The following is a 257-nucleotide window of genomic DNA, read 5'->3' on the forward strand; positions in this document are numbered from 1 at the left end:
TGCTGCATCTGTCCTTACGGATATCCGTGGTGGGGTTGTCGAACTCATCCGCCACAGCCCCGCCCGTGTAACCACACTCATCAGAGCGGTAGGTCCACATACAGGTATTCGCCAGCATAATGCGACCGGGAAACAGCGCTCCGTCCGTCTCCGTCGGTGTTGCCAGCACAAACGAGGCTGTCATGGCCGTCAGCTCTGACATCTGCTCCACCACCCAGCGGTCGCTCAGCTCCTGCTCCGGGTCCGCTTCCGGATTG

General features: G+C 60.7%; 1 protein-coding gene. It reads right to left on the reverse strand.

Features of this window, described 5'->3' with window-relative positions; genetic code table 11:
- Positions 1-257 (reverse strand): phage minor tail protein L (locus HEN33_RS25915; RefSeq protein ID WP_183083573.1); only part of this gene is annotated, 257 nt, incomplete at both ends.

The sequence above is a fragment of the Escherichia sp. 94.0001 genome, from assembly GCF_013369155.2.
Lineage (GTDB): Bacteria > Pseudomonadota > Gammaproteobacteria > Enterobacterales > Enterobacteriaceae > Escherichia > Escherichia coli_F.